We start from the raw sequence: 18,329 nt of genomic DNA, 5'->3' as shown, positions 1-18,329 counted from the left end.
TCGCTGCTCATTCGGGCGGCTCGGGCTCTTCGTCGTCGCCATTATCGCAGTGCAGGCTCTGCCAGAGTGCGTGGAGCTCGCGGTCATGGGCCTCGTAGCCCGGCCGCCCCACGTTCTTGAAGGGCTTGTCTGACAGCGTGAACCCGTAGGCGGCGTTGTTGATCGGTGTGCCCTCGGCGCCCTCGCGCATCGACTTGAGCATCCGCTCTACGATCTCGGGGTCCATGCGGTCGGTCAGCCTCCGCATGTCCTCGATCTTCTCCTCGGAAGCCGGCGGCACGGAGCGCGCCTGGTCCTCCTGTCGCCTGCCCTCGATGTGCTCTCCGAGCCGCAGCTGCCATCCGATCTGGTGGACGTGCTCAAGCACTGCACGCACGACGTCCGGGTCGGTGACGTCCTGTGGGGTCAACAGTTCTCCCTCCGGCGTCACGTCGACGTAGAAGCCGCGCTGCTTAAAGGAATTGTGCTCACGCTTCCACTCCTGGATCGTCCCGAGCACCTCGGCATTCTCCTCTGGGTCCGAGGGGGCGACGCCGAACCAGTACTGCTCCAGCATCAGGAAGCGGTGCACGATGTCGAGCTTGAGGTGGTGCTCCCGCCAGAGCTTCCTGAGCCCGTCGTCGACGAACACCTCGCCCTCCGCGCAGTGGGCCATGTCCACCCTGCGCTCGTGCAGCGCGATCGCCTTGCCGGACTCCTCCATGCCGAGGATCCCCAGCGACCGCGCCAGTGCGGCGTCGTCCTCGTCGAGAGCAGTCAGCGCCGCCCGCAGCAGCCGGTCAGCATTGGCGAGCAGAGCGTCCTGTAGGGCAACGACCTGCTCAGGGCTGAGATTGTCGGGGAGGTGCTGTCGTCGGGCCATGCACCCATTGTCCCTTTAGCCACCGACGCGCACGGGATCACCAGACGTTTACCGCTGGACGTGGTGGAGTTCCATTTTAACGGGTGATCATTTTCTCTCCCTGCTGAGAATCTTGCGCAGTACGCGGGTAGTCGATCGTCAGCAGGTTGTCGTCGCGGATATCGCGAAGGACGTCTTCGCTGAGTTCGTCGATCCGGATGCCACACGCACGGGTCGGTGCGATGACGTCATCCTCAGGACTCCATGCGCGCATGACTGCGATGCGCGAGACGTGTGGCACATGGGAGGGGAGCTCGCGCAGCCACGTGAGCCACTCCTGGGCACTGATCTCGCCGTCCACGGGGGAATCGTTGCGACGCCCGACGAGTGTGTCACAGTCGCACATCCGCCGGGTGAGGGTGAAGGCAGTGGATAAGTTGCGCACTCGGCCGGAGGAGATGTTCACCTCGGAGGGAGCTGGAGCAACGCCGAGGGTGTCAGCGGTGAACCGAGTGAACTCGGGTGTGAATGCGGCCGCGTTGATCGACCATAGGTTGGTAGCGCACATGCCTTCCATCTTCCCGCGTTTGATCGGCGAGTTGAATACCTATCCGAAACGTATTCCGGTGGAGTTCCGCCGTCGGGGAGGCGAGTTCTCCGATGCAGGCGGAGAGGACGATCGAGGTCGCGGAATTGAGGGGGAGTTCCTCGAAACTGAGTGTCAGTTCTCCGACCTGATGATGGTGGAACGTCTCGACCCGGTCAGGTCCCTTCGGCGGCTTCTTCAAGCCAAGCATCCAAGAGAGGGCCAGCCGGGTTGAGGCGCCGTCCCCTCTCGGCTTCGGAATCGGACAGTGGCATCGTCGCGACCAACAGGAGCACTCTGGCACGGTCCTCAGCAACGCCGAACAGTCCCGGATCGTCGAGACGGCGCAGCACCGCTTCCATGGATGCCAATCGCCGATCGAATTCGATTTCCGATTCGTCGTCGACCATGTCGTGCAGGAATCCTCGCGCTTCGAACGCGGGCTCCGTTCGGGCCAGGATCTCATCTTCGACGATCGCGAACCGGCTACCGGCCAGATCCAACTGGTCCTCGCCATGCTCCGTCAGCGCGAGGTAGGGGCGATACCCCTCACCGGAGATCACCAGGGCAACGAGGCACGCATCGATACTGTGGGTCGCTCGAAATTGTTGAAGTGCCGCACGGGTTCAATCTGCGATCCTATCGACCAGCTCTGCCACCGGTTCAGCTGAGGCCTTCATCGGACTTGGCATTCATCGAGTCGGGGAGGGCCACTGCGTACTCGTCGCCCATGTGTCCTGATGGTATGCCCGAGATTGTGTTTGCGGACGTCTCGATAGTATGAGGCGGTGGATACCGTTGACTCGATACGAGGTCTCCTGACCGTGGGACGTCCGACCGAACTTGCGACGCGCCTGGTGGCGCACGACGAACGCACGCGGCGGGCGATGTGCCGGCCACTGGTCGCGCAGGCGAAAGCCATTCTGAGTGCTTCTTCGGGGTCAACGGTCGCCGCGTGGCTTCGCCATGTTCGTGATGATTACCCTGGCGGCACCGACCAATTCGTGGATGCTTGGGCCGGGCGTCTGTCTCAAGAACATTGGGACGCCGCCACCACGGTGCTGCTCGGTGCTAAGAATCCCGCCCAAGCGGCGAAGGTCTGGCCCGTGCCGGAAGATCACACGTTCACCGAGTGGGTCTACCCGGCTCTGTTTCCCGGGGACCTTGCCATCTTCGTGGAGCAGTGGTCGGCAGACTTTGCCGTCAGCCCCAAGAACTGGGATCGCAATCGCGGCAGGGCGGTGATGTACGAGTGGATCGAATCCGGTCTCGTCGAGGCGCGACGCCACGATGGTGCCGTGCTCATGATCATCGGCGGTTGGGCTGACGCGCCCGGAAAGCCGCTATTGCGTTGGCTGCTGGCGAGGCCGCGCGTCACCAACGAGGTATTTGCGCGACTCTTCGACGTGCGTGGTGTGAAGGGTGCGTCGTTGATGCAGGCCGATCAGACGGCGGGGGATGATCCGATCCGCACCGTGGTCGTGCCCGGACTGATGAAGCGAGGCGTGTGGACTCGAGATTTCGTCGTGCGCGGCACACAATCGGCTTTGGAAAGCGATCTGCCGGCGTACCAGCGCCGGTGGTTCGTCCAGCTCGCTGATGACCTGGGTATCTGAACCACCGAAAGGCTGTGGGAAGGGGCTACTCACTGACCTTCACACGCTTGCGGGCCGGGCGAGAAGTCGACGCTGATCGGACTGGGCGGACAGTCCGACTGAGTTACAAGTGGTACTCGAAGTCGGATACGAAAAGTTTGTGGATCACCGGAACCAGGTGACGGGTTCATGACGAGAACAACTACTACCGGAGATCTCGCCGGTGTCGTCATTGCACTTTCGCTGACCGGTTGTGCGGATGGGGCGTCAGACGGGAGCGAACATTCGACGACCCCCGAAGCAACTGAGACGCTCTCGACGTATACCACCCCAACGCGGACGGAGAGCCACGAGCCCTCGGCGGCTTCAGAATCTGCTCAGCCAACGGACGACGGTGCATTCCCGGCGTCGACGCAGCTACCTCGATAGAGTTTCTTCGAGCCCAGTACGACAGTGCTGATGGCACGGAATCCATCGCGGGCTTGGAACCGGTCACCATCGATGGGGCCGATTTCGGTGGTTTCGATGTGGTCCAGCAGAGGCCCACCCTCAAGTTGAGAACGCAGTTCTGGCACGTCGATATGAGCGACGACTCGGGACTGCAGCTCTAGCTGGGGAGTTCCGTCGGCGACGCGGACATTCCGCAAGAGCTGATCGACATCCGAGACTCACTCACCGTCACACTGATCGCCTGCGTCGTCACACGGCAGTCCGTACCCATATGGCGCTCGAACCACTTTAAGATGACCCGGTAAATGTTGTAGAAGGAGAGAGCTCGACATGACTGTTCAGTTGCTTGCGTTCGCCGCAACTTGCCTGGTGGTCATCGTGGTGCCGGGGCCCGATTTCCTGTTGGTGTTGCGTAACACGGTTCGCGCTGGCCGTGCCGGTGCTGCCTGGACCTCTGCTGGGATCTTGCTCGGCGTGTTCATTCTCGGCACGGCCGCGGCGCTCGGTGTGACCGCGCTGTTGGAAACGTCGTCGGCAGTATCGACCGTGGTGAGCATAGCCGGCGGAATCTATCTGGTGTGGCTCGGAATCCAGTCGCTGCGCTCCTGGCTACGACTGAGAAGAGAACATGCGGGTGCACTTGTTGGAGTCAAGGGCAACCATATGGTGAAGGACGTGGGTACCAACCGTTGGTCTTGCTTCCGGCAGGGGCTGCTGACCAATCTGCTCAACCCTAAGGTGGTAGCTTTTTACCTGGCGCTATTTCCGCAGTTCACGCTGGATCCGCTGTCACCGGTGGCCGCGCACCTTGTGCTCGCCGCAGCGTTCTGGATCCTGTGTCTGCTCTGGTACGTGGTGCTCGTTGCCTTCATCGGCAAGCTTGGTGCCGTTCTGCAGCGGCCGAAGGTCGTCCGCCGCACAGAAGCGGTAGCCGGTGGAGCGCTTGTCGGTCTTGGCGGCGTCGTCTTGGTGCCGACGCCATGATGGGTAGGGTTCTGTGAATCGTTCACGCGTTTATATTTTTGGTGCAAGTGGCTCCGGGACCACGACTTTGGGCCGGGCCCTAGCTGATCATTGGTCGGTTCCGCACGCCGACGCCGACGACTATTTTTGGCTGCCGAGTGACCCGCCGTACCGCGAGAAACGTCCAGAGCTAGCGCGACGTGCGCTCATGCGGGAGGTGTTCGTGCCTCGCGAGGCGTGGGTCCTGTCGGGGTCGATGCTCGGCTGGGGCGAGGATATTGTCCGTGAATGTGATGCGGTGATTTTCTTGACCTTGGATCCCGCGGAACGGCTGCGGCGGTTGGAAGCTCGTGAGGTTCAGCGTCGTGCGGGGGCGGACTTCGACGAGGATGCTTGGGAAGCGTTCTTGGAATGGGTGCGCGGCTATGACGATCCGGACTTCGAAGGCCGGAGTCGTGTGGCGCACGAGACCTGGCTCGGGCAGCTCACGCAACCGGTCCTCCGACTAGATAGCGCGCACCCAACGGAGGAATTGCTCGCCCATGTTCTTGAGTGAAATCTGAGCTGCTGACGTCAGAGGTGCAGCATTGCTGTCGCGACATCCTGAAGAGACGCCTTTGGAATGGCCGTGGATGCGTCCTCAAGCCGGAGGAGCCGCGCCCCAGGGATCTCGCGGGCGAGGGCTTTACCGTTTCCCACCGGGAAGAACGGATCGTGTTGGCAGTGCACGACGAGCGTCGGTACGCGCAGTTCCGGCAGGCGCTCGCGCCATCGCGGAGCGCAATCTAGTCGAGAGAACACCATCCCCAGCTGATCGGCTTCATGATGTGACGACAGGGTGCCGGGAGTGCGATCCCACACGCGAGTAGCGGTTTCTGCGGCGGTGGTGGGGTCGTCCCCGAGTATCTCTGCGTTGTCGGCTGCATAGGCTGCGACCGCATCCCGATCGGACCAGTCCGGTGTGGGTAAGGAGAATAAGCGCCCCATCGTGGCCTCATCGTGATCGGGAAGGTCGTCGTCGACCGGTCCCGGCGCGACCGCTCGGGTCCCGATTAGGGTCAACGCGGAGAATGATCGGGGATAGTCCAGTGCTGCAATCTGGGCCACCATGCCTCCCACACCAATGCCTGCCAGGTGAGCTGGTCGACCGTCGAGGTGGTTCGCGAGGGCTGACGCGTCTGCGGCGAGATCTCTGAGGGTGTACGTCGGATTCTCGGGGTCGATGGAGGTGGATGCGCCGGAATCTCGCAGATCGTAACGCACGACATGCCGTCCGCCACGCGCCAAGGTCATGCATAGCTCATCGGGCCACGACAACATCGTGGTGCCGCCGACGCACAGCAACAACGGTGCATCCGGATCACCGAAGTGCTCCACTCCCAGGGTCACGCTATTGGCCGTATGCGTTGTCATCGGTATGCCTCATTCAATTTGGTGGGCGGCGCCAGTCGTCGGGAGAGGAAACGGTAGAAGCCTGGACGAGACATGCGATACACGGTAGCGGCCCCACAACCAGAAAAGCCAGGGTGGCTCTGAGGCAGCGACAGTAGCTCGGGCGGCTTGTACGCTGTGGTTCCATGATCCGATGAGGGGCAACGGAGAGCAGCCGAGGATGCAGATGGACGAGACGATCACGATACGACCGCTGAGAGTGGAGGATGCCTCGGTGATGACGCACGTGCTGTCTTCGCCGTCGTTGTATCACTACATCGGCGGCGAGCCTGCCACACGAGAGGAGCTGGAACGTCGGTACACCGCGCAGGTGGTGGGGCACTCACCCGACGGAAGCGAACGGTGGATCAATTACCTTGTGATGCTGGACGAACATCCGGTCGGCTATGTTCAGGCCACGGTGCCCGTGGACGGAAAAGCGGCAGAGATCTCCTGGGTGATCGGTCAACCGTGGCAGGGGCGAGGATTCGCGAAGCAGGCCGCCAGGCTACTCCTGGACGATCTGTTCGACGCTGGTGTCTCCGAGGTGGTTGCCTTTATCCATCCGGACCACCTGGCCTCGCAGCGCGTGGCGCGCTTCCTCGGGATGCACGAGACCAGTGCGGTGGTTGAGGGGGAGAACCGATGGCTGAAGAACTGCTGACAGCCGGTCAGCCGGTGTGGGTCCCCACCTCGTAGCTGAGCTGGATCATGCCGTTGTCGAAGGACACTTTGTCGATGAGCGACAGCTCGATCCGCTGCTCCGGCAACAAGCGCAGGCCGCCACCGAGGACTACGGGGCAGAACAGCACGTCGAGGCGATCGACCAGGCCGGCTCGAAACCCCTCGGCGGCCACTGTCGGACCGTCGATCGTCACGTCGCCCGCCGCCTCTTTTTTGATCCGTGCCACCTCTTCGGGGTTGAACTGAGCGCGTAGTTGGGTGCGACTCGTGGGCACCGATGTCAGGGTGCGGGAGTAGACGATTTTGTCTGCGCGTTGCCAGAGGCGGGCGAATTCCGTGGACTTCGGTGACTGGTGGATCACCTCATCGTCGGTCTCCCACACCGACATCAGCTCATACATGCGCCGCCCCATCAGGCACGTGCTGACACGAGAAAACGTCTCATTAATCGCGGCAAGGACCTGCTCGTCCGGCTGGGCCCACGAGGCGAATTCGCCGTCCTCGTCGGCGACATACCCGTCCAGGGAGGCGATCATTGAATACACCAGCTGGCCCATGGCTTAACTACCCAGATAGAACGCGGAGGCGTTGTCCCAGAGTACGGCGGATACCTGCTCGGGTGGGAGGCTGTCCACGATGAGGTCGATGTCGTCGTTCTGAAAGGGACGCCGAGCTGGGGTCGAGGGCAGGTCGGCGCCGACCATCAGGGCGGTGGGGTCGACGTCGATGATGGCGCGCAAGGTGGCCACCGGATCGAGCTCGACGCGGCCGAAGCCGGTGGCTTCGACCTTGATGCCCTGCTCGACCAGGCGCAGCCGCTGGGGCAGCCTGTCCGCGTGCATGCCGAGGTGGTCGATACTGGCGGCAGGCAGTCCCGCGATGGTGTGGGACAGAGCGTCATCGAGGCCGCGGGCGTCGAAAAGGGGCTGCGTCATGGGTGGGTGCCTTCCTCGGGGTGGAGTTGGGCGGCCGCAGCGGCACGATGTTCCGGATCTTCGGTCGTCAGGGCGAAGAGGGCGTAGGTGACGGGGGAGAGGCTGAACACTTCCGTGCAGTGGTCGCCGAAGCGGGGCCCGACGTGACCACCGGCGGCGACGTAGCGGCTCACGGTCGTCTCGAAGGCGGCGTCGGAAACACTCGCGCGATGGAAAGCGAAATCCTGGGCGGGATCGCCGATGGACGCGGTGGTCCAGTCCAACACCCCGAGGATGGTTTCGCCGTCGAGCAACAGGTGCGCCGGGTAAATCTCGCCGTGGGTGAGGACGGAGCGTTCCGGCCAGTAGCTGTCGTCCGCCAGCCAGCTCAGCCACCGGTCATGCAGGCTGGGGGCGATGGCGAACTCTGCGGCGACGCGTGCGATGTTTTCGCGGATGGACTCCCGATGCTCACCTGGAGTCAGCGCGGTGATGCCGGTGTCGTCGACCGTCTCCGGGTCCAGGGAGTGCAACTGAGCCAGCATGGTGCCGAGGCTGTCGCTGAACACGGGGGAATGTTCGTCGAAGTGCCACACGGGGGTGCCGTCGGGTTCGAGGGTGAGTCCGGGCTCGCCCGGCAAGAGCGGGTAGGCGATCAGCGTCTCGGTGTGGATGCGCCAGTCGGGGACATCCACGGAGAGCCGGGGTGCAATGCGCTGCAGCACGCGCCCCTCGACCTGGGCGCGAGTCATCACCTCGGCGCGGCGGGGGATACGCAGCACCCAGCGCTGACCATCAACGGCGTCGACGATCGCCACACGAAAATCGAGGCCGAGCTCATTGACGGTGATCGTTTCGGGGTCGACGTCGAGGTTGTGCTCGGCTGCGAGGCGGGTGATGGCCGTGGCGTCTGCGGCGGAATCCATGGCGCCTAGTCTGTCATGAGCGTGGCGCGGCTGCCATGGTCATTTGGCTTTGGTCCTTCGTAGGCTGGTGACAGTACACGTCACCGACTGGAGGTCCCACCATGGTACTGCCCACGCATCACGCGATCAGCTACATCGAACTGGGCGTGACCGATCTTGCCCTCGCGCGTGACTTCTACGCCTCAGCGTTCGGGTGGACGTTCAACGACTACGGCCCGGCCTACGCCGGGATTGTCGCGGCGGACGGCGACGGCGAGATCGGTGGACTGAATCCGAGTGCACCGCCCAGTGTTTCCGGGCCACTGGTGCTCTTGTACTCCCGTGATCTGGACGCCACCATCGAGGCCGTGCGCGCCGCCGGAGGAGAGATCCTGGCGGGCCCGGATGACTTCCCGGGTGGGCGACGGTTCGAATTCAGCGATCCGAGCGGCAACCGGCTCGGTGTGTTCGCCGATCAGTGACTCAGCTCTTCGCCTGCGCTCTTTTCTCCGGGGTGGACTTTCACGGAGGGGGCGCCCTTTCGGTTCCACGCGAACAGGGTGAGATGCCACAAACCCGGGCGTCTGCGGGACGGGTCGATTAGCCCCTGCGCTCCTCTGGCCTCTAGGCGACGCCGCACTCGCCACGACGTCGGGATCTGGCCCGAGGCCACGGCGGCCTGCCAGTCTCCGAAGGCCTCCTGCGGATCGACGCCGAGGCGCGCCATGGCTGAGGCATCGCGCAGGTCGACAATACGCTGGGCCTCCACAGTGAACGTTAGTAACGCGGATTGTTTGGGGGCGCGGGCCGCGTGCTTGATCATCGCGGTCTCAACGCCCTCGATCGACGCACTTAGATACAGGGTGGGCTCATCCGGAGACGAATACCGTCCTGCGGCGTGTGATCCATCCAACACTGCGTGGGCGTATTGGACGTCGACGGCCTTGTAGAAGGTGCCGGCGACGTCGATGAAGGGGGAGCCGTTCTCAGCCACGGGTTACCTTGCGCCATTCGAGGATCGCGAAGAGGCACGCCAACGCGAACCAGGCGGCACCCCACCAGGTGGCAGCGCCGTCGATCAACGCGATGACGTTGTAGATGCCGATCAGCACAGCCACGGCGGTGTACATCCAGGCCGTGCGGCGACGTCGTACCTGCGGGGCGGGAGCGAAACGATCGGCGTAACCGGCGGGCTCCCCGAATTCTTCGCGCAGTCGCAGGTCAGATTCGTGCGCGTGTGATTGCGCCTCGGCCACAATTTCCCGGACGCGCGCATCGGTGATGTCGCCTCGAGCCCGCAGGGCCGCCCCGAGGGCCTCGAGCCATTCTTTCTCGTTCGATGGTGCCGGACGCGCGGAGCGTTGCCGCGGTTCCGGCCAGATTTTCGCGGTGGCCCAGGCCGCAACGACGCTGATGACGGCGACGCCGAGCAACCCCAGCAGCACGTTGACGCCCACATCGACGGTGTTGGTCAGGCCGAACACCCCGAGAATCGCAGCGGTGCTGACCCCGAGCGTCGCCACAGCGGCCAGCGCGCCCCAACGTTGTGAACGGGTCCGTCGCTGCGTGGTGAAGATCGCTTCCGTCGCGCGGCAGGCCGCTGCCAATAACAGCGGGGCCAGCGCCAGCGACAGGGTGAAACGATCGCCCCAGGAAGCGGATATCACCATGTAAAGGAAGAAAAGGCCGGCGAAGAAGCTGGAGATCACTAAGGTTTCTACCACCAGGTCGCGTGCGGTCGTCCGGGAAGCCGCCGTGATGTCCAATCCTTCCTCGCGCCAGCGTGCACGTTGGTCGCGATCCCAAGCCCGCGGAGAGCCAAACAGAGCTTCCGGTGACTCTTGACTCGCCGCCAGCTGATCGGCCGTCTTGTTGAGCGCCTCGACAATGCGTTGCTCGACGACGTTCCCCATCACCATCGACCCCACCGCGTGCCAGGCCCAGGTACCGTCGGTGGGCTGGTTCCGGGCTTCTTCGATGCGCTGGATGGCTGCGGGAATGGTCTGTGCCGTGCTGCTCATCGTGATTCCTCCTTCGACGGGGACGATGCGGACGGTGTTTCAGGTCGCAGAGTGACGACCAACTTCTCCCATGACGACACTTCCTGGGCGAGCCGGGAGCGACCAGGCTCGGTGAGGCGATAGATGCGACGTCCCGGGCCGCGTTCGCTGTGCGTCCATTCTGTCTCCACCGCACCGTCCTCTTCCAGTGCGGACAGCAGGGGATACAGCGATCCGCCCTTGGGCCGACCCAGGCCGCGGGCCTTCAAGTGCTCCCCGATGGCATAGCCGTGCAGGTCTTGATTCGCCAGTGCGGCCAGTACCGCGGTGCCCATGACGGCTCGAATCCACGAGTTGGGCCACTGCAGCTGATCATCTGTCATGTACCTAAGTATGAAGTGTATCTAGTGGACTTGGCAAGGCTGCGCGAGGTGCCTGAATGTGATCACAGCCATGCAATGATTGCGGAGAAGAGACGCGCCATGAGCACCCAGAGGAGAGAACCACGAGAGATGCTTAAAAGAATCATCGTGATCGCACTGGCGTATTTCGGGGGGACTCGTGGGCGCGGCGATCGCTCTGGTGGTCATTCCGCTCACCGTCGCCCAGTTCTGCATCGGTTCGGCCATGTTCAGTGGTATTACGATGGCCATGCTGATCGGCGGATCCAACTGAAGCCCGCAGTTGGCCGGTTGGTGCGGCTTCATCGGCGGCGCACTGTTCGGCGTGATCCTGATGTTGATGAGTGTGGGTCTGCTGCTGCAGATCGAGACGGTGGTACGGCCGAGCGTCTACCGGCCGATCTTCGTCGTCGTCACCGTGCTGGCGTTCTGCCTGAGCTTCGTGCCTTTCACCGCGCTGGTGAACAACGTGTACCCGGTGCTGGGCTGGTTGGGAATTCCACCCCGGAGGCCGAGGAATTGGGCGAGTTCGTCGGCTCGGAAGTGTACGTCGAGCTCGAAGAGACCACCGGCATGGAAATTCCGGTGGAGGTTCAAGAACAGCTGGGGCAGCAGTTGGCCGAGCAGGAGCTGCCGGACTGGGCCGAACAGTCATGGCAGCCCTGTGCTCGTCTTACTGGTCGCGCGGCCGGCGGCGCTGCCGTTTGATCTCGGAGCGCTGCTTTTTATGTTCAAGACGTCGGCGCTGGGAGCCGTGTGTCGGCTTCGTCGCACGGCGCGGAACCGGCGGGATCAGCGCTTCCCGCAGCAGCTCCGCGAGACGCTCGCGTGCGGTGACGCGGTTGCGCTGCTGAGATCGGTGATCCTCGACGCTGACCGTGAGTACGGTGCCTGACAGTCGCGGAGCCAGCGCGCGCAGCGCCCGCTCGCGCTGGGACTCGGACAGGGCGGTGGTGGTGGCGAGATCGAGACTGAGCTGCACCCGGGAATCGGTGGTGTTGACGTGCTGCCCGCCCGGACCCGAGGAGCGGGAGAACTGCTCGGTCAGCTCCGAGGCCTGGATGGTGAGGCCTCCCGGCGCGCCGGGTCCCGGCACGATCCTGAGATGGTCCACACTCGCCTCCTGTCGTGGTCTCTCGTCTGGTTCACCGCGTGAGCGGCGCGTCAGCGTCGGCGCGGCTGATGGGCGTCCTGGAACAGCACGCTCGGCCACTGCGCCACCTCGTCACGCGTGGCGGCGATGCGCAGATCCCGGCAGTCCAACAGCCGCGCCAGCTCATGGGCGGTGGAGACCGGGTGCGCCGGGTCGTCGGCCCAGGCCAGGATCGTCGTCGGTATCTCCAGTGCGGCCAGCCGCTCGTGCGAGGGCAGATCGCTCAGCGCGGCGCCGCGCAGCACCGAGGGCAGCAGCGACTCTTTGACGTCGGGAGCCGTCTCCGGGGACCCTTGGGTGGCCGGAGGCGACGGCGCCATGCGCTCGGCGCGGATCAGGGCTTCTACGCCGTGGCGCTCCACCAGGTCGGCGGCCCGGTGGTAGTCGTGTGCTTTGCTCTTGCGGGTCTCCCACGCGGTCGGCGGCACCACGAGGGTGAATCCGCTGAAGCGATCCGGTTCCAGCACCGCTGCGTGCAGCAGGGTCGCACATCCCATGGAGGGGCCCACGCCGTGGACCGGCTCACCGGGGAAGCGGTGCTCGAGCAGCTCGAGCAGATCCTGGGCGAGCCGGGTCCATTGATAGTCCTCTGCCACGGGACGGCCGTGGGACTCTCCGTGACCGCGCGCATCGAAGCGCAGCAACCGGGTCCCGCTGAGGCCCCGGCCGAGGTCGAGGTCGAGAACCCGGTCGCGCGTCCGGCTGGAGGTGAGCCCATGGAGCTGAACCACGGCCGGGCCGCCCTCGTCGCTGTACTCGCTGGCCAGGCGGGCTCCGGGTACCGAGAACATCTGCATGGTCGCCCCCGATCGTCGATGTCGCTGCTGTTATTCTAAGCCGGTATGAGGCTCTCGAACGTCGCTCATCTGCGGTTGCCCTTCGGACGGCTGCTGGGCTACGACGTCCGGGTCCGCCGGACCGACGTGCGGCTGCCGATCTCCTTCGACCAGCATCGTCACGTCTCCGCGGGGGATCGACCCGGTTCCTGGATGGCCATCTGCTTCACCCTGCCCGAGCCGGTCGACCGCGAGCGACTGGCTGAGGCGTGGTTGGCGGTCATCGCCCGGCACGGCACGCTGCGCACCGCCTTTGTTCAGGACGACGACGGGCTGCATCTCCACGAGCTCGACGTGGAGCCGGGACAGTGGACGGAGCATCCGGTGGGCACCGGCCAGGAGGTCAATGACACGGTTCGAGACGTACTCGACCGCCACTGCACGCCATTCTCGACGCCGTCGCATCGGCTCTGCTTGCTGGAGACGGCACTGCGGCCCACGGTGATCATCGGCTCGGACCACGCTCACGTGGACATGTGGTCGATGCTGGTGATCCTGCGCGATCTGCTGCGCGCCCTGGACCCGGGGCAGGAGGCGGCGGAGCTGGCATCCGTCGGCGTGCCGGCGTTCGTCGAACACACGCGTTCGCTGGCGGAGCGCCCCAAGGCGCCACACCAGGTGCACCGCCGCTGGGCCGAGACCATCGAGGCGAGCGGAGGCAGCATGCCGCGTTTTCCGCTGCCCCTCGGCGATCCGGTGCCGCAGGCCCAGCGGGTCGAGGTGCGCGATGTCCTGGGTGTCGACGACAGCGCCGCCTTGGCCCAGCAAGCACATGAAGACGGGGTCTCCACGCTGTCGGAGATCGTCTCGGCCATGACCGAGGTGACGCGCGAGCTGGTGGGCCAGCCGCTGCGGGCTGTGTTTCCGGTGCACAGCCGTTACGACTCCACATGGCATGACTCGGTGGGATGGTTCATCGCCAACTCGGTGCTGGAATCTGCCGATCCCGACCCGCGTGCGTGCGCGGCGGCCGTCCGGGAAGCCGTTCAGCTGGGGTCTTGGCCGCTGGCCGAGGTGATGGAGCCCTGGGGCGGGATGCCCGAAGCCCCGGGCATGTTCGCGGTGTCCTGGCTCGACCTGCGCCGGCTGCCCGTCCGCGTCGATTCGGAGGGGTTGGACGCCCAGTATGTGGGCGCCTCCATCCGCTCCGACGGGGTGATGCTGTGGTTCATCCTCGATGGCTCCGGGCTGCACCTGCGCTGTCGGTATCCGGACACGGACGAGGCTCGCCTCCATGTGGGCGGCTGGCTGGACGCCCTGGTGCGCACCGTGCGTGCCCGTGCCGACGCATCGGTCAGCGGTCTGCTGCGGGTCGGGTCCCGCCGCTATCGGGTGCGGCGGGCCCGCCGCAGCGAGGTTGCCGACGTCGTGGCGCTGCTGGCCGACGATGAACTGGGAGCGGCGCGCGAGAGCGAAGACCTGGAACGCTACGAGCAGGTCTTTGACGCGCTGTCCCGGGATGTGGCGCATCACCTCACGGTGGTCCGGGACGAGCACGCCCGCGTCGTCGCCGCCATGCAGCTGACCATCATCCCGGGGCTGACGCGCAACGGATCCACCCGGTTGCAGATCGAGGGGCTGCGCGTGGCCCGCGACGAGCGCTCGCAGGGGCTGGGCACCGCACTGATCGAATGGGCCCACCGCTATGGAAAGACCCGCGGCGCCGTGCTGGCCCAGGTGGCCACCGATCGGGTGCGCTCGCGGGCGCATGTCTTCTATCGTCGACTCGGCTACGAGGACAGCCACCTCGGGTTCAAGCGGGTGCTGTGATCGCTCGGTCAGCCCTCTGGGACCGCCTCGGACATCGCACAGATCTGGAAGGTGGCGCCCGTGGGATCGGACACCGTGGCGATGCGGCCGAACGGGGAGTCGACGGGGCCATCTAGCAGGCGGCCGCCGAGCTCCTGGACCTGCTGGGCGGCCGCGTCGCAAGAGTCCACCGCCAGATAGATGCGCCAGCCGGCGGCCTCCTCGGGCATCACCCCGGTGGCATCGCCCAAACCCCAGGAAGCTTCGTTTTCGGGGCCGTTGGTGACGTAGCGGAAATCGTTGTCGTCCATGGACTCGGACATGCTCACCAGGTTGGCGTCGAAGACCTGCGTGTAGAAGTTGCTGGCTTGGTCGAAGTGGTGGGTCATCAGCTCGAACCAGACGGGGGATCCGGTGGCCATAGTGAAGTCGTAGCCTTGAAGCTCTCCGGGCTGCCAGATGCTGATCAGCGCGCCGGTCGGATCGAGCAGGGTCGCGGTGCGTCCCGAGGCCCCGATGTCCTGGATCGGCATGACCAGCTGGGCGCCGTGAGCCTCGGCGGTGGCGGCGCGGGCCTCGGCGTCATCCACCGCGAGGAAGACTCCCCATTCGGACGCCAGCGGTTCGCCGTCGGGACAGGTCATTCCGGAGATGTCCATGATGCCGCCCACGAGGCCGCCCTGGTTGCGGATGAGGTGGTAGTGGCCGAAGTCCTCGCCCATGTCCTCGAAACTCCAGCCGAACAATTCGGTGTAGAACCGCTGGGCGGCGGCGAAGTCGAGGGTGCCGAGATCGACCCAGGTGGTGGTGCCGGTGGTGCGTTCCATGATGATGCTCCTTCAGCGTTCGGGGCCGGGTGAGCCCGTGTGTTTTCAGCGTAGAGGCAGTGTTGGGGGTGATGTTTGTCCGATCTTGCGGAATCTGTCTCTCACGGGGTGTCACCGTCGACACAGGCTGGGTAGGGCGCTGAGCAGTGGCAGACCCAGCGGGTCCGCCGGCTCGCGGCTGAAGACCAGTCGCACCACGGTGCTCGTGGTGAGTGGCGCCGGATGCGCGGCCACCATCGGGGCTTCGGGCGTCAGCTGGTCGAGAGGATCTGCGCCGGCGGCGACGGCGAAGCCGAGCAGGAACGGGGCGCCCGGGCACAACGGCAGCCTCAGGTGGCGCACGCTCTGGACCAAGACTCCGGCGGCGGGCAATCCGAGCGGTGCCGGCTGCGGATACCACCCGATCCACAGGTAGGCGTCTCCGCGCGGGCTGAAATCCTCCGGGAGCTCCAGATCGAGGTGCACAGACTGTGCGGTCGGTCGGCACAGGGCGAAGGGGCGCGGCGGCCGGTCGGCAATGGTGTGGGCCAGGCGGCGCAACTGTCCGGGAGCCACACCGACCACGCTGCGGAAGCGGCGGCTGAAGCTGGATAGTGAATCGAAGCCGACCGCTGCGGCCACGTCAATCACGGCGTCGTCGTCGTGGAGGAGTAGGCGCTTGGCCGCATCGAGGCGCAGCGCGGTGAGGAACTGTCCCGGGGTGATGCCGGTGCGCTGGCGGAACAGGCGCGCGAAGTGGAACGGGCTGTAACCGAGGTGGTCGGCCAAGTCCGTCACGGTGAGCGTGGAGTGCTGCTCCCGGGCCAAGGAGACCAGCGGGCTGAGATCCACGCTGTGCTGAGCGGTGCGCGCCGTCGTCACGCCTTCGAGACTATCCGGTGTGACCAAGATCGCACAGTGCTTCGGCCGCGGTGCTGGCTAGGATGAGGAATCGTGCACCCTACTCCCTCCCTCGTCGATCGTTCACACCCCGAACTTGGCACCCGGGTCCTGGATCCGCAGCAGCGTGACCTGGCCGAGTCGGTGCGCGCGTTTTTGGGGTCGAAGCCGAAAAAGTCTGGGCCGGTCGGTTTCTACGTGCACGGCCCGGCCGGACGCGGCAAGACCTGGCTGATGACGACGCTGGTGGACGAAGCGCCGATGCCAGACCACGCCAAGCGCCGGGTGCATTTTCACGAGTTCTTCCGGCAGCTGCAACGCCAAATGGGTGCTGAGGTCAGTACACGTATCGCCATCAACGAGACGGTGAAGACGCTGCTGGACGGTGCCGGGCTGTTGTTATTTGACGAGCTCCATGTGCATGACCCCGGCAGCGCGGCCCTGCTCAACACCCTGCTCGCCGAAGGCGTTCGGCGTCGCATCCCGATGCTGATCACCTCAAATTACGAGCCGGAGGCGCTGCTGCCGAATCCGATCTACCACCACGTCATCGTGCCGGGCATCCAAACGCTCCGCGAGCATCTGCTGGTGCGCACGCTCGACGGCGGAGTGGACTACCGCCAACAGAATTCCGGGGCCGATCACGGCTTCGCCTCGGGCACCTGGGTGGCCGCCGCACCGGGTGCTGACCACGACGCCGTGCTGGCCGAACTCGGCTTCGAAGCGCCGGCCCCGGACGAAGCCGCCGTCGTGTTGGAAGGCCACCTGGCGCTGCGGGCCCGCGGCGCCCGGGTGACCGAGATCTGCTTCGATTTCGCCGAGCTGCTGGAAGCACCCACCACCACCCGCGACTTTCTGGATCTGGCCGATCGCTACGACACCTGGGTGATCACCGGGGTGCCGGCACTCTCCGGATTCAGCCGCGCGGCCCGGCAGCGCTGGGTGACGCTCATCGATGTACTGGTGGACCGCGACCGCGCCCTGATCGTGTGCTCGTCCGTGTCGCGGGACGCTTTGATCGATATCGACGACCCGCCCACTGATCTCTTCCGGGCCCAGAGCCGGCTGGCCCTGCTGGGGGGTACCAGCGCTGGCGCCCGCGTCTGACCCGTGCGCATACTGGCCCCATGAAGGTCACCACACCGAGCGACTGCGGCAATGCCCCGCGTCTGCTGATTGTCGCCGACATCGCACAGCACTGGGCCGCCGGCGACGCCGAAGTGCTGGAAGCCTGGCTCACCGAGGACGCGCAGTGGACCGTGATCGGCGGCGAGACCGTCACCGGGCGCACCGAGGCCGCCCGGCAACGCCCACCAGCGGACCCGCAACGCCTCGACATCATCTCGGTGATCACCCACGGACGGTTGGCCTCCTGTGATGGGGTGCTCGACGACGGTGAGCGCCGCATCGCGTTCAGCCACGTGCTGCGCTTCGCAGGGACCACGAAAACCGCGAAGGTCGCCGAAATCCGTAGCTATCTGATCGAACTCACCGGCCCGACCAGCTGAGGTGGCGCTCAGCGCGTCCCGGATTCGTCTCGCAGCCGCGGCTCCACCCGGTGCTCGGGTGTGTGTCCGGCTTTGTCCTGGTAGAAATCCCGAATCCGGTCCATATCGGCGGAGACGTCTCCGGTGAGTTCGAAGCTCGGGCCGAGCCCGGTGGTCATGGTGGTGCGATCCACGTAGCCCAGGGTCACCGGCATGCCGGTCTCGCGGGCCACCCGGTAGAAGCCGGACTTCCAGTGGGTGTGCCCCTTGCGGGTGCCATCGGGGGTGACCACCAGTCCGAACACCTCACCGGCGCGAATCTGGGCGACCACTTCCTCGACCACCCGCGAGGCGTCGTTGCGATCCACGGGAATCCCGCCCAACCCGCGCATGATCGGTCTGCGCCAGCCCTGGAACAGGCTTTTCTTGCCCAGCCAGCGCACGTCAATATCTAGCCGCCAGGCGATCGCGAGCATCAGCACGAAGTCCCAGTTGGAGGTGTGCGGGGCGCCCAATAACACGGTGGGCTTCTCGGGGGCGGGTTCGGTGCGCAGCGTCCAGCGGCTGCAGGCCCAGAAGGTGCGGGCAAGGGCGCGTCGAATCATGAGGCCAACGCTAGCGCATCCGC

25 protein-coding genes are annotated in these 18,329 nt (G+C 65.2%); 9 read left to right on the top strand and 16 right to left on the bottom strand.

Annotated features, from left to right (window positions below):
- Window positions 1–7 precede the first annotated feature (7 nt).
- The 3 genes from P8192_RS10130 to P8192_RS10120 all read right to left on the bottom strand — a co-directional run bounded on the left by P8192_RS10130 (window position 8) and on the right by P8192_RS10120 (window position 1,990).
- Window positions 8–862 carry an AbiV family abortive infection protein gene (locus tag P8192_RS10130; protein WP_278156751.1) on the bottom strand — a complete coding sequence of 285 codons (855 nt, stop codon included), beginning with the start codon at window positions 860–862 and terminating at the stop codon, window positions 8–10.
- Between the two features lie 76 nt (window positions 863–938).
- The gene (locus P8192_RS10125) at window positions 939–1,409 is read right to left on the bottom strand and encodes a hypothetical protein (protein WP_278156749.1); all 471 of its coding nucleotides are present in this window, start codon (window positions 1,407–1,409) and stop codon (window positions 939–941) included.
- 194 nt (window positions 1,410–1,603) lie between these two features.
- Window positions 1,604–1,990 carry a DUF4303 domain-containing protein gene (locus P8192_RS10120; RefSeq protein WP_278156747.1) on the bottom strand — a complete coding sequence of 129 codons (387 nt, stop codon included), beginning with the start codon at window positions 1,988–1,990 and terminating at the stop codon, window positions 1,604–1,606.
- Window positions 1,991–2,251: 261 nt separating this feature from the next.
- On the opposite strand from P8192_RS10120, the gene P8192_RS10115 reads away from it, so the two are divergent.
- Window positions 2,252–3,043 (top strand): hypothetical protein, encoded by a 792-nt coding sequence (locus tag P8192_RS10115; protein WP_278156745.1) that lies wholly within the window; start codon window positions 2,252–2,254, stop codon window positions 3,041–3,043.
- A gap of 356 nt (window positions 3,044–3,399) precedes the next feature.
- Here the strand turns inward: P8192_RS10115 and P8192_RS10110 are convergent, their stop codons facing one another.
- Window positions 3,400–3,669, bottom strand: coding sequence for a hypothetical protein (locus P8192_RS10110; RefSeq protein WP_278156743.1), 270 nt, complete (start codon window positions 3,667–3,669; stop codon window positions 3,400–3,402).
- A 133-nt stretch (window positions 3,670–3,802) separates the two neighbouring features.
- Here P8192_RS10110 and P8192_RS10105 point away from each other — a divergent pair, with 133 nt between their 5' ends.
- The gene (locus tag P8192_RS10105) at window positions 3,803–4,456 is read left to right on the top strand and encodes a LysE family translocator (RefSeq protein WP_278156741.1); all 654 of its coding nucleotides are present in this window, start codon (window positions 3,803–3,805) and stop codon (window positions 4,454–4,456) included.
- Between the two features lie 13 nt (window positions 4,457–4,469).
- Window positions 4,470–4,991 (top strand): AAA family ATPase, encoded by a 522-nt coding sequence (locus P8192_RS10100; protein WP_278156739.1) that lies wholly within the window; start codon window positions 4,470–4,472, stop codon window positions 4,989–4,991.
- Window positions 4,992–5,008: 17 nt separating this feature from the next.
- Here the strand turns inward: P8192_RS10100 and P8192_RS10095 are convergent, their stop codons facing one another.
- Window positions 5,009–5,848, bottom strand: a complete 840-nt coding sequence (locus tag P8192_RS10095) for an alpha/beta fold hydrolase (protein WP_278156737.1) — start codon at window positions 5,846–5,848, stop codon at window positions 5,009–5,011.
- 205 nt (window positions 5,849–6,053) lie between these two features.
- Between P8192_RS10095 and P8192_RS10090 the strand changes: the two genes are divergently transcribed.
- Window positions 6,054–6,530: a GNAT family N-acetyltransferase gene (locus tag P8192_RS10090; RefSeq protein WP_278156736.1), complete on the top strand. Its 477-nt coding sequence runs from the start codon at window positions 6,054–6,056 to the stop codon at window positions 6,528–6,530.
- A gap of 7 nt (window positions 6,531–6,537) precedes the next feature.
- Here P8192_RS10090 and P8192_RS10085 read toward each other — a convergent pair whose 3' ends face one another.
- Genes P8192_RS10085 through P8192_RS10075 form a run of 3 tightly spaced genes read right to left on the bottom strand, consistent with a single transcriptional unit; the run spans window position 6,538 to window position 8,390 of the window.
- Entirely contained in the window at window positions 6,538–7,107 is a 570-nt protein-coding gene (locus P8192_RS10085; protein ID WP_278156734.1) for a dihydrofolate reductase family protein, read from the bottom strand.
- Window positions 7,108–7,110: 3 nt separating this feature from the next.
- A complete protein-coding gene (locus P8192_RS10080) occupies window positions 7,111–7,485 on the bottom strand; it encodes a hypothetical protein (protein ID WP_347403406.1) in 375 nt (124 codons plus the stop codon).
- Window positions 7,482–8,390 (bottom strand): macrolide 2'-phosphotransferase, encoded by a 909-nt coding sequence (locus P8192_RS10075; RefSeq protein WP_278156732.1) that lies wholly within the window; start codon window positions 8,388–8,390, stop codon window positions 7,482–7,484. The genes P8192_RS10080 and P8192_RS10075 overlap by 4 nt, the downstream gene beginning before the upstream one ends.
- Before the next feature lie 101 nt (window positions 8,391–8,491).
- On the opposite strand from P8192_RS10075, the gene P8192_RS10070 reads away from it, so the two are divergent.
- Window positions 8,492–8,851, top strand: coding sequence for a VOC family protein (locus P8192_RS10070; protein ID WP_278156730.1), 360 nt, complete (start codon window positions 8,492–8,494; stop codon window positions 8,849–8,851).
- Here the strand turns inward: P8192_RS10070 and P8192_RS10065 are convergent.
- Genes P8192_RS10065 through P8192_RS10055 form a run of 3 tightly spaced genes read right to left on the bottom strand, consistent with a single transcriptional unit; the run spans window position 8,845 to window position 10,752 of the window.
- Window positions 8,845–9,363: an RES family NAD+ phosphorylase gene (locus P8192_RS10065; RefSeq protein WP_278156728.1), complete on the bottom strand. Its 519-nt coding sequence runs from the start codon at window positions 9,361–9,363 to the stop codon at window positions 8,845–8,847. The two genes, P8192_RS10070 and P8192_RS10065, sit on opposite strands and share 7 nt — an antisense overlap.
- Entirely contained in the window at window positions 9,356–10,390 is a 1,035-nt protein-coding gene (locus P8192_RS10060) for a hypothetical protein (RefSeq protein WP_278156726.1), read from the bottom strand. Before P8192_RS10060 ends, P8192_RS10065 begins: the two co-directional genes overlap by 8 nt.
- Window positions 10,387–10,752 carry a PadR family transcriptional regulator gene (locus P8192_RS10055; protein WP_278156725.1) on the bottom strand — a complete coding sequence of 122 codons (366 nt, stop codon included), beginning with the start codon at window positions 10,750–10,752 and terminating at the stop codon, window positions 10,387–10,389. The genes P8192_RS10060 and P8192_RS10055 overlap by 4 nt, the downstream gene beginning before the upstream one ends.
- A gap of 99 nt (window positions 10,753–10,851) precedes the next feature.
- Between P8192_RS10055 and P8192_RS10050 the strand changes: the two genes are divergently transcribed.
- Window positions 10,852–11,478, top strand: a complete 627-nt coding sequence (locus P8192_RS10050; RefSeq protein ID WP_278156723.1) for a hypothetical protein — start codon at window positions 10,852–10,854, stop codon at window positions 11,476–11,478.
- On the opposite strand, the gene arfB is transcribed toward P8192_RS10050, so the two are convergent.
- Both arfB and P8192_RS10040 read right to left on the bottom strand, forming a co-directional pair.
- Window positions 11,444–11,884, bottom strand: a complete 441-nt coding sequence (gene arfB, locus P8192_RS10045) for an alternative ribosome rescue aminoacyl-tRNA hydrolase ArfB (protein WP_278156721.1) — start codon at window positions 11,882–11,884, stop codon at window positions 11,444–11,446. The genes P8192_RS10050 and arfB overlap by 35 nt on opposite strands.
- 50 nt (window positions 11,885–11,934) lie before the next feature.
- Entirely contained in the window at window positions 11,935–12,720 is a 786-nt protein-coding gene (locus P8192_RS10040; protein WP_278156719.1) for an alpha/beta fold hydrolase, read from the bottom strand.
- 45 nt (window positions 12,721–12,765) lie between these two features.
- On the opposite strand from P8192_RS10040, the gene P8192_RS10035 reads away from it, so the two are divergent.
- Window positions 12,766–14,529 carry a GNAT family N-acetyltransferase gene (locus P8192_RS10035; protein ID WP_278156717.1) on the top strand — a complete coding sequence of 588 codons (1,764 nt, stop codon included), beginning with the start codon at window positions 12,766–12,768 and terminating at the stop codon, window positions 14,527–14,529.
- Between the two features lie 8 nt (window positions 14,530–14,537).
- Here P8192_RS10035 and P8192_RS10030 read toward each other — a convergent pair whose 3' ends face one another.
- Together P8192_RS10030 and P8192_RS10025 are read right to left on the bottom strand one after the other, a co-directional pair.
- Window positions 14,538–15,335, bottom strand: a complete 798-nt coding sequence (locus P8192_RS10030) for a VOC family protein (RefSeq protein WP_278156715.1) — start codon at window positions 15,333–15,335, stop codon at window positions 14,538–14,540.
- Window positions 15,336–15,446: 111 nt separating this feature from the next.
- Window positions 15,447–16,196, bottom strand: coding sequence for a helix-turn-helix transcriptional regulator (locus P8192_RS10025; protein WP_278156713.1), 750 nt, complete (start codon window positions 16,194–16,196; stop codon window positions 15,447–15,449).
- Window positions 16,197–16,268: 72 nt separating this feature from the next.
- On the opposite strand from P8192_RS10025, the gene zapE reads away from it, so the two are divergent.
- Window positions 16,269–17,321, top strand: coding sequence for a cell division protein ZapE (gene zapE / locus P8192_RS10020; protein ID WP_278156711.1), 1,053 nt, complete (start codon window positions 16,269–16,271; stop codon window positions 17,319–17,321).
- A 20-nt stretch (window positions 17,322–17,341) separates the two neighbouring features.
- Window positions 17,342–17,722: a nuclear transport factor 2 family protein gene (locus tag P8192_RS10015; RefSeq protein ID WP_278156709.1), complete on the top strand. Its 381-nt coding sequence runs from the start codon at window positions 17,342–17,344 to the stop codon at window positions 17,720–17,722.
- An 8-nt stretch (window positions 17,723–17,730) separates the two neighbouring features.
- Here the strand turns inward: P8192_RS10015 and P8192_RS10010 are convergent, their stop codons facing one another.
- Window positions 17,731–18,306 carry a 1-acyl-sn-glycerol-3-phosphate acyltransferase gene (locus P8192_RS10010; protein ID WP_278156707.1) on the bottom strand — a complete coding sequence of 192 codons (576 nt, stop codon included), beginning with the start codon at window positions 18,304–18,306 and terminating at the stop codon, window positions 17,731–17,733.
- Window positions 18,307–18,329: the final 23 nt, after the last annotated feature.

The sequence above is a fragment of the Citricoccus muralis genome (assembly GCF_029637705.1).
In the GTDB taxonomy this organism is placed as follows: domain Bacteria; phylum Actinomycetota; class Actinomycetes; order Actinomycetales; family Micrococcaceae; genus CmP2.
Note: the sequence above shows the minus strand (reverse complement) of the source record. Positions and strands in the feature narration are given on the sequence as shown.